Here is an 8308-nt window from a genome sequence, read left to right as displayed (position 1 = left end):
GAACTTAAAAATAGCCAAAATGATTTTTGATTAGCGAGTAACGATTTTTGATTTACGAACCAACTGCGACTGAAAACTGCGACTGCGACTGAAAACTAACTATTTTTCCGTAACTCCGCCATTTTAATAGCGGCAATAGCGGCTTCAGTACCTTTATTACCATGTTTGCCACCAGAACGGTCGATAGATTGTTGCATGGTATTATCGGTAAGCACACAGAAAATTACGGGTGTTTCGTGCAACACATTCAGGTCTTTGATGCCTTGGGTAACACCCTCACATACAAAATCGAAATGTTTGGTTTCACCCTGAATAACACAACCTATGGCAATAACGGCATTTACCATTTGTTGCTGCATTTTTTTACTTCCGTAGATAAGCTCGAAACTTCCAGGAACATCCCAACGGATGATGTTGTTTGGCAACGCACCGTTTTCTATAAGCGCATCATAAGCACCTTGAAATAATCCTTCGGTAATGGTATCGTTCCATTCTGAAACAACAATCCCAAACCGAAACTTGCTCGCATTTGGGATGGTTGTTTTATCGTAATCCGATAAATTTTTATTTGCCGTAGCCATGATATACCAATTTAGGTATTATTTGTTTGCCAACACTTGGGCTTTACCAATAAAAACTTCTATGGTACCGGCCTCGGCTGAATTTGGATATTCGTCCTTAATTCTATTAAAATAAGTAAGTGCTTTATCTGCCTTTCCTAAATCTAATGCCAGAACGCCAGCTTTATACAAATACATAGGTGCGGTATAGTTGTTATTTCGCATGTCTGCCGCTTGCACATAATAATCCAATGCATCTTCCTTTTGGTTTAATTGCGCAAAGGCATCACCAATATTTCCTTTAGCTAAAGGCGCTAAAATCTCGTCGTCACTTTTAAAATCACTTAAATGCTCAATCGCATTTTTATAATCTTTTAAATGCAAATAAGCCGTTCCAGCATAATAGCTAGCCAAATTAGCAGAAGGAGTACCACTGTGCTCTTTTATGATATCCAACATTCCAAACTTACCTTCGCCTCCTTTTAGAGCCAAGGTATAAAGTGAATCTTTGGCAGTACCATTAACCGCTTCATTAAAATATTTTTGTGCCTGAAACATATCGTTCATGGCAGTAACTTGCTTTGGTTTTGCAACAAATTCGTTATAACCTAAATAGCCTAAAACCACTACAGCAACAATACCTATAAGTACGAAAATATACTTTTGGTTCTTTTCTACAAATGCTTCGGTTTTTGATGCCGATTCGTCAAGCGTATTAAAAACCTCCGCAGTTGTTGATCCTGCTTCAATATCCACTTTCTTTTCTTCTTTCGTTTTTGGTTTATAACCTTTTTTATTATAAGTTGCCATGTATTTTGTCTAAAATTATTGCGCCGCAAAAATATAATTTTTCTTCATAACTAAACCGTAATTTATTTGATATTTTTGAATAATTTGCACATCCTTTTAAAGAGTAGCCTCTTATTTGTATCTATTAAGTTACATTTTGTATGATTTTAAAATCACTTTCATTATTAAATTACAAGAATTTCGATAGCAAGTCCTTCACTTTCAGCGATAAGATAAATTGTATTGTTGGCAATAACGGTATAGGAAAAACAAATGTTCTGGATGCTATTTATCATTTATCCTTCGGAAAAAGCTATTTTAATCCGGTGGCATCCCAAAATATTAAGCATGACGAAGATTTTTTTGTAATACAAGGCGACTATGAAAAGGACGATAAAACCGAAAAAGTTACAATAAGTTTAAAACGCGGACAGACCAAAGTGATTAAGCGCAACGGAAAAGCCTATGAAAAATTCAGCGAACATATTGGTTTTTTGCCATTGGTCATTATTTCGCCAGCTGATAGGGATTTAATTATTGAAGGGAGCGATACCCGCCGGAAATTTATTGATAGCGTGATTTCGCAAAGCGATAAAAGCTACCTGACCCACTTGATTAAATACAATAAAATACTATCGCAACGCAACGCTTTGTTAAAGTATTTTGCATTGAACCACACGTTCAATAAAGATACCATTGAGGTTTACAACGATCAGTTAAATGATTTTGGAACTGAAATTTTTAAAAAAAGAGCGTCCTTTTTGGAAGCGTTCATCCCTATTTTCAAAGAGCGTTACGAAGCCATAAGCAATGGCAAGGAAGTGGTGGAATTAAATTACCATAGCGATTTGTTTGAAGACAGCCTAAACACACTGCTTCAAAAAAACATCAATAAAGACAAGGCTTTGCAGTACACCAGTGTGGGCATCCATAAAGATGATTTACATTTTAATATTGAGAGCCATCCCATTAAAAAATTCGGGAGCCAAGGACAGCAAAAATCGTTTTTAATAGCCTTGAAATTGGCGCAGTTCGATTTTATAAAAGCGCAAAGCCATGTAAACCCTATTTTATTATTGGACGATATTTTTGATAAACTGGATGAAAACAGAGTGGCACAGATTATTAAATTAGTGGACAATGAAAATTTTGGGCAGCTTTTTATAAGTGATACGCATGCTGAACGTACTGAAAATGCGGTGAAGCAGGTGCACCAATCGTATGAGATGTTTAGATTATGAACCTTAAAACCCATTATGAAAATCTTTATGATAAATCCATCGAACGGATTTTATCAGATAATTACGAGATTGACCATTTAATAAATTCGCCTTTGGATAGCAGGTTTGGTATCACGCTTTTAATAAGACCTTCAACATCTATTAAAAATGAGATTCAAAAGTTTTTAAACATACTTAAAAGGATAGATCCTAACCAGTATTATTATGAAAATTCGGATATCCATATTACAGTCATGTCCATCATATCATGTTATAATGGCTTTAAATTAGAACAAATCGATATCACAAAATACATTGAAATAATTAGAGAAAGTTTACTGAATATGTCTAATTTAGATATTGAATTTAAAGGCGTTACAGCTTCTCCTTCATGTTTAATGATTCAAGGATTTATGAGTAATGATTCATTAAACGAACTAAGAGACCAATTAAGAGACCGGTTTAAAAATTCAAACTTAGAGCAAAGTATCGATAAACGCTATGCTATACAAACAGCGCACGCCACAGTAGTACGCTTTAAGGAAAAACTCAATCAAAAATCAAAATTTTTAGAAGTTTTGGAAAAGTATAGAACTCACACGTTTGGGACCTTTCAAGTTAAAACCATGGAATTAGTTTACAACGATTGGTATCAAAGAGATGAATTTGTTGAAAAACTATCCGAATTCACCATCAAAAACGAATAAAAAATGGCAAAACGCAACAACGAACATATAAGCATGCAAGATGCACTTAAAGAATTTGTTGAAACCAATAGATTGGAAAAAGGATTGAACAAAGTGAATGTTGCCGATGCCTGGGCAAACCTTATGGGCAATGGTGTTAACAATTACACCACCTCCGTAAATTTAGAGCGCGACACGCTTTATATTCAACTTAATTCGAGTGTTTTGAGAGAAGAATTAAGTTACGGAAAAGAAAAAATCATCAAGATGCTGAATGAAGAATTAGGAAAAGAAATTATTAAAAAATTGATACTAAGATAATTACGTAAGCAGGTGTTAAATAAAAAAAACCACAAAAAGCAATAATTTGTGAATTATTTTATTACCTTTGTGCCTTAATTTTTTATAAATACATACAATGAGTAAAGGTACCGTAAAATTCTTCAATGATTCCAAAGGTTTTGGATTCATCACTGAAGATGACAACAACAAAGAACATTTCGTGCACATTTCAGGACTAATCGATGAAATTCGTGAAGGTGATGCCGTAGAATTCGATCTACAAGAAGGTAGAAAAGGATTAAACGCCGTAAACGTAAAAGTAATCTAATACATATACTTTAACAATTACAATTAAAAGTCTATCAATCAATTTGATAGACTTTTTTGTTGGATTTTACTTTAGGAACTCAACTCATTTAAAGTTTTTGATTGAGGCGAAAATTAATCATTTTGTGATCGGTTGAAGGCTTTTTTTAGTTGCATAGTGCTACGGAACTAAAAAAAGATAAAACCTGCCGGCAGGCAGGAATGGGTGAAAAAGGATAATTTTTTAGCCAACTGAAAAACTTTAAATGAGTTCTAAAATAAAATAAGTTGCTAAATAAATGATTTATCATAATATTTAGCACTACTTTTGCAACAATTAATAATTAATATTTTAAAAATGAGTAAAGGTACCGTAAAATTCTTCAATGATTCAAAAGGTTTTGGATTCATCACTGAAGATGACAACAACAAAGAACATTTCGTACACATTTCAGGACTTATCGACGAAATTCGTGAAGGTGATGCCGTAGAATTCGATCTACAAGAAGGCAAAAAAGGTTTAAACGCCGTAAACGTAAAAGTAATCTAATACATATACTTTAACAATTACAATTAAGAGTCTATCAGTTAATTTGATAGACTTTTTTGTTTTTATACAATTTCTAAAAAAAAGAGTTTTTTTTAATAAAATTTTGCTGTACATTTATATTATAAACATTAATAAATTTAAAGTATGAGTACAGGAACAGTAAAATTCTTCAACGATGCCAAAGGTTTTGGTTTTATTGTTGAAGACGGTTCGAAAAAAGAACATTTTGTTCACATTTCAGGTCTAATTGACGAAGTTCGTGAAGGCGATGCCGTTGAATTTGAACTAAAAGAAGGTAAAAAAGGATTAAACGCAGTAAATGTAAAAGTAATTTAATATATACTATTTAATTTTTTTTAAGGTAAAAAAAATCCCGTAGCTTGCGGGATTTTATTTTTTTAACTAGTCCTATTTTTAAAAAAAGTTCTTCGTACCGGACCTGGTATCTGAAGCAGCAGTTATTGATGCTCCTGTTGATTTAGCGGAAAAAAGATTTTGGTCTAACTGCAGCCATAAATATTCCAGGCCATCAGGGCTATTATTGGTACAGGTAATGGTTACATCTCCTGTAATGCTGGTATCCTTCTCACTTAAGGTAGTATGTATTAAATAATCTGCTCTGTTTTGCCAGTACAAAGGGCCGGGTGTACCTTTTGCCGACCGATATACATTTCCCGGCGGTGGATTAAATGATGGTAAATAAAAATCTTTGGGATCATACTTTGAGTTAATGCTTGTTTCTTGTGCCAATAAAAACCCAATACTTAATAATTGTACGCAGCATAAAAAAAGTTTTTTCATTTATTTGTTTGTAAGAGATTAAAAATGATGTTTTGATCAATCGTAAGTTATAATTCTTTCACGATCTTATTAATATTGTTTCATTATCGTCTGGTTCAATGGTAAACTGTTACGCTGCTTATGGCATGACGCACGACGGGGTCATATATTTACTTTTATTGTTCATATCCCAGAAAATTATCAGTATATAATACCTTTTTCGTTAATCTTACCCCTAAAGATAATTAATTTTTCCTACTAAAAAAACAAAAAAAATCCTGATAATATGCTATCGGGATTTGTTTTGATTCTGGAACATGCTTCACTTGCATTAAGACCGTAATTTTGGAACAAGTCTTAACTTTTCCGCTCCAACAACGCCATATAAAACCCATCAAAACCAGATTGGTGAGACAATACTTTTTTGTCTTTTATCAAGGTAAAACCTGTTCCTGCATCCGACTTTAAAAAAGTTTCTACTTGCTTTTGGTTTTCAGACGGCAACACCGAACAGGTGGCGTACACCAATTGTCCTCTCACTTTTACCATTCTGGAATATTGCTGTAAAATGTCTTGTTGGGTGGCTTTTATTTTTTCAATAAATTCGGGTTGCAATTTCCATTTGGAATCCGGGTTTCTTCGCAACACTCCTAACCCAGAACATGGTGCATCTATCAACACACGATCGGCTTTGTCATACAATTTTTTAATCACTTTTGTCGAATCAATAGCACGGGGTTCAATATTATGGGCGCCATTACGTTTTGCGCGACGTTTTAATTCATGCAGTTTATTTTCGTAAATATCCAAAGCAATTATTTGCCCTTTGTTTTCCATAAGGGACGCAATATGCAATGTTTTTCCGCCTGCACCGGCACATGCATCTACCACGCGCATACCCGGTTGTACGTTTAAAAACTCAGCTACCAATTGCGAAGAGGCATCCTGTACTTCAAAAAAGCCATTTTTAAAGGCATCGGTGGTAAATACGTTGGCGCGTTCTTTTAGTTTTAAAGCATTGGGGTAATCTGGTAAAAAATCGGTTTCAATATCTAAATCGAACAGTTCGGTTTGTAGTTTTTCTTTGGTTGTTTTTAACGTATTTACTCTTAAAATAACATCGGCTTGTTCGTTTAAGGCAGTTATTTCTTTAGACCAAACGTCATTGCCCAATTCTTTTTCGCCCAATGCATCCAACCAATCGGGAATGGATTCTTTCAATTTCCTGATTTTGGACAGCTCATCAAAACGGCCCTTTATTTTACGGGTCGGGGTGTTTTCAAAATAGGTCCAATCCGGCAATTTGATGCCTCTTAAGGTTGCCCAAACAGCAAACATGCGCCATAAGTTATCACGGTCAAAAGGTTCCTTAACTTCAGCAATTTCAGCATATAAACGTTTCCAACGCACGATGTCATAAGTGGTTTCGGCAACAAAAGCGCGGTCGCGTGCGCCCCAACGTTTATCGCGTTTTAATAATTGCTGTATCACTTTGTCGGCGTAGTTTCCTTCATTGAAAATAAGGGTCAATCCATCAATAACCGAAAAGCATAAATTTCTGTGTAATCGCATATTTTGTAAATAAGTGTGCAAAGTTACGTTTAAAATGTTTATTTGTTTAGCGGATTGTAAGTTTATTGATTTTGCTTTTTTACTTTTATGGAAATTTAAAATATCACTCCGAACTTATTGGGGGCTAAACTATTTCGCTAACCTCTTCTTTTTTGTGAGTCATTTCAATTTTTTTGTGAGTCATTTCAATAGGAGTATTAAATTCTGTTTTTTTAGATAATATTTTAAAACTTCTATTGAATATAAATAGACTTATGGGTTTAAATCCGGTCGAGGTCACTAAAAGCTAATATAATTAGCAACAAAACCATGTAAGTCTTATGATTTACATGGTTTTCAGGTTTTTAGGAGTACATAAGATTTGAATTGATTTGATTTTAAATGTGTGCTAAAAGGATACCTTTTTTCAAAGTGTGTGCTTAGCCCACACTTTGATCAAATTACTTCATTGAATTAGAATAGTTGATTTGACTTTTGTCTCGATAAATGTTTAATAATTTAAAGACGACAACTATGCGTACAAAACACACTTTTTAAACACTATTTTTAGTGCAAAGTTCTAAAGCAATCAATAACGAAGCGCCACTTTATGCAAGGATTACAGTAAACGGTAAACGAATTGACATAAGCTTGAAAAGGAAAATTCCTTTACAACTATGGGACAGTACCAAAAAGAAGGCACGAGGTAATTCAAGGGAGGCTCGACAAATCAACCAGTATTTGGCTCAGGTGCAAACACAACTTTTTCAATGCTACCAAGATTTAAAATTCAAAGGAGAACTTATCACGGCAAAATTGATAAAGGAAATTTATTTGGGTGAAGATGAAAACTCCAAGACACTCCAAAATATTTTAGAATATCATACTAGTAAAACGGAAAACACATTTGCTTCTGGAACTGTACGAAATTTTGGTGTCACTATAAGCACAAATTTAGGACATTATTTCCTAAAAACAGGACACCTAATAGGACACCTTCATATTTGTACTCAAATGGATACAAATGAATTCAAAAAAAAATTAAAATACTGAATTTCAATAAATTAACATTCTTTTGATATCAATTGATACCCTAAAAGTCGGGGTGGCAGGTAGAACCTACTAACCATATATTTTTAGTATTCAAATAGTTACACATCTATTTACAACTTGGTAACCGAATAGGTAACTTATTTGATAAGAACTTTTGTTTTGTTTTACCTATATTTAAAGGAGTAATAAATATAATTGTATTTTAATTATCAAGCAAGATATTAAGATATTTAAAGCTAAATTTAGAATTCTTAATTAAGTATGTATTGTTTAACAACGTGACAAGACACATTGCTGGTGTTGTTACCAATGCTCCTCCTACTAAACCTAAATTCTTTAAAAATGTTCTTCGTTTTTTATCTGTCATAACTTTTATTCTTTAAAATTAGTCTCCTTATCATAATCTGTTTTTCTTGATTATTGAATATATCTTAACAAATCACAAGCTTATTAATTTATTGGTATAGGCGTTTAAGTCGCAATAAGTTATTTTTGCCAAATGGCAGAATCAAATATTTTTAGAGGAGTGAA

12 protein-coding genes are annotated in these 8308 nt (G+C 33.4%); 7 read left to right on the top strand and 5 right to left on the bottom strand.

What is annotated here, in order from left to right; all coding sequences use genetic code 11:
* Window positions 1-95: 95 nt before the first annotated feature.
* Complete coding sequence (gene ribH, locus ACU1LP_RS18955) at window positions 96-581, bottom strand: 6,7-dimethyl-8-ribityllumazine synthase (protein ID WP_445734697.1); 486 nt, start codon at window positions 579-581, stop codon at window positions 96-98.
* Window positions 582-599: 18 nt separating this feature from the next.
* The gene (locus ACU1LP_RS18950) at window positions 600-1370 is read right to left on the bottom strand and encodes a tetratricopeptide repeat protein (protein WP_445734696.1); all 771 of its coding nucleotides are present in this window, start codon (window positions 1368-1370) and stop codon (window positions 600-602) included.
* Between the two features lie 140 nt (window positions 1371-1510).
* Between ACU1LP_RS18950 and recF the strand changes: the two genes are divergently transcribed.
* The 6 genes from recF (at window position 1511) to ACU1LP_RS18920 (ending at window position 4729) form a co-directional block, all read left to right on the top strand.
* Window positions 1511-2590 carry a DNA replication/repair protein RecF gene (recF, locus tag ACU1LP_RS18945; protein WP_445737062.1) on the top strand — a complete coding sequence of 360 codons (1080 nt, stop codon included), beginning with the start codon at window positions 1511-1513 and terminating at the stop codon, window positions 2588-2590.
* Window positions 2587-3276 (top strand): 2'-5' RNA ligase family protein, encoded by a 690-nt coding sequence (locus ACU1LP_RS18940; RefSeq protein WP_445737061.1) that lies wholly within the window; start codon window positions 2587-2589, stop codon window positions 3274-3276. Before recF ends, ACU1LP_RS18940 begins: the two co-directional genes overlap by 4 nt.
* Window positions 3277-3279: 3 nt before the next feature.
* The gene (locus ACU1LP_RS18935) at window positions 3280-3576 is read left to right on the top strand and encodes a DUF721 domain-containing protein (protein ID WP_445737060.1); all 297 of its coding nucleotides are present in this window, start codon (window positions 3280-3282) and stop codon (window positions 3574-3576) included.
* A gap of 97 nt (window positions 3577-3673) precedes the next feature.
* Window positions 3674-3865, top strand: a complete 192-nt coding sequence (locus ACU1LP_RS18930) for a cold-shock protein (protein ID WP_034044451.1) — start codon at window positions 3674-3676, stop codon at window positions 3863-3865.
* Window positions 3866-4201: 336 nt separating this feature from the next.
* Window positions 4202-4393 (top strand): cold-shock protein, encoded by a 192-nt coding sequence (locus ACU1LP_RS18925; protein WP_072402704.1) that lies wholly within the window; start codon window positions 4202-4204, stop codon window positions 4391-4393.
* 144 nt (window positions 4394-4537) lie between these two features.
* Entirely contained in the window at window positions 4538-4729 is a 192-nt protein-coding gene (locus tag ACU1LP_RS18920) for a cold-shock protein (RefSeq protein ID WP_445733045.1), read from the top strand.
* A 78-nt stretch (window positions 4730-4807) separates the two neighbouring features.
* Here the strand turns inward: ACU1LP_RS18920 and ACU1LP_RS18915 are convergent, their stop codons facing one another.
* Both ACU1LP_RS18915 and ACU1LP_RS18910 read right to left on the bottom strand, forming a co-directional pair.
* Window positions 4808-5194 carry a hypothetical protein gene (locus ACU1LP_RS18915; RefSeq protein ID WP_445733044.1) on the bottom strand — a complete coding sequence of 129 codons (387 nt, stop codon included), beginning with the start codon at window positions 5192-5194 and terminating at the stop codon, window positions 4808-4810.
* 336 nt (window positions 5195-5530) lie between these two features.
* Window positions 5531-6745: an RsmB/NOP family class I SAM-dependent RNA methyltransferase gene (locus tag ACU1LP_RS18910; protein ID WP_445737059.1), complete on the bottom strand. Its 1215-nt coding sequence runs from the start codon at window positions 6743-6745 to the stop codon at window positions 5531-5533.
* A gap of 549 nt (window positions 6746-7294) precedes the next feature.
* On the opposite strand from ACU1LP_RS18910, the gene ACU1LP_RS18905 reads away from it, so the two are divergent.
* Window positions 7295-7777, top strand: a complete 483-nt coding sequence (locus ACU1LP_RS18905; RefSeq protein WP_445737058.1) for an Arm DNA-binding domain-containing protein — start codon at window positions 7295-7297, stop codon at window positions 7775-7777.
* A gap of 202 nt (window positions 7778-7979) precedes the next feature.
* On the opposite strand, the gene ACU1LP_RS18900 is transcribed toward ACU1LP_RS18905, so the two are convergent.
* Window positions 7980-8144 carry a twin-arginine translocation signal domain-containing protein gene (locus tag ACU1LP_RS18900; protein WP_445733041.1) on the bottom strand — a complete coding sequence of 55 codons (165 nt, stop codon included), beginning with the start codon at window positions 8142-8144 and terminating at the stop codon, window positions 7980-7982.
* Between the last annotated feature and the right edge of the window lie 164 nt (window positions 8145-8308).

This window comes from Mariniflexile sp., from assembly GCF_052728615.1.
Note: the sequence above shows the minus strand (reverse complement) of the source record. Positions and strands in the feature narration are given on the sequence as shown.

Coding starts and splice junctions, on each gene's coding strand:
- ribH (WP_445734697.1), bottom strand. CDS start 581: ATGGCTACGGCAAATAAAAATTTATCGGATTACGATAAAACAACCATC.
- ACU1LP_RS18950 (WP_445734696.1), bottom strand. CDS start 1,370: ATGGCAACTTATAATAAAAAAGGTTATAAACCAAAAACGAAAGAAGAA.
- recF (WP_445737062.1), top strand. CDS start 1,511: ATGATTTTAAAATCACTTTCATTATTAAATTACAAGAATTTCGATAGC.
- ACU1LP_RS18940 (WP_445737061.1), top strand. CDS start 2,587: ATGAACCTTAAAACCCATTATGAAAATCTTTATGATAAATCCATCGAA.
- ACU1LP_RS18935 (WP_445737060.1), top strand. CDS start 3,280: ATGGCAAAACGCAACAACGAACATATAAGCATGCAAGATGCACTTAAA.
- ACU1LP_RS18930 (WP_034044451.1), top strand. CDS start 3,674: ATGAGTAAAGGTACCGTAAAATTCTTCAATGATTCCAAAGGTTTTGGA.
- ACU1LP_RS18925 (WP_072402704.1), top strand. CDS start 4,202: ATGAGTAAAGGTACCGTAAAATTCTTCAATGATTCAAAAGGTTTTGGA.
- ACU1LP_RS18920 (WP_445733045.1), top strand. CDS start 4,538: ATGAGTACAGGAACAGTAAAATTCTTCAACGATGCCAAAGGTTTTGGT.
- ACU1LP_RS18915 (WP_445733044.1), bottom strand. CDS start 5,194: ATGAAAAAACTTTTTTTATGCTGCGTACAATTATTAAGTATTGGGTTT.
- ACU1LP_RS18910 (WP_445737059.1), bottom strand. CDS start 6,745: ATGCGATTACACAGAAATTTATGCTTTTCGGTTATTGATGGATTGACC.
- ACU1LP_RS18900 (WP_445733041.1), bottom strand. CDS start 8,144: ATGACAGATAAAAAACGAAGAACATTTTTAAAGAATTTAGGTTTAGTA.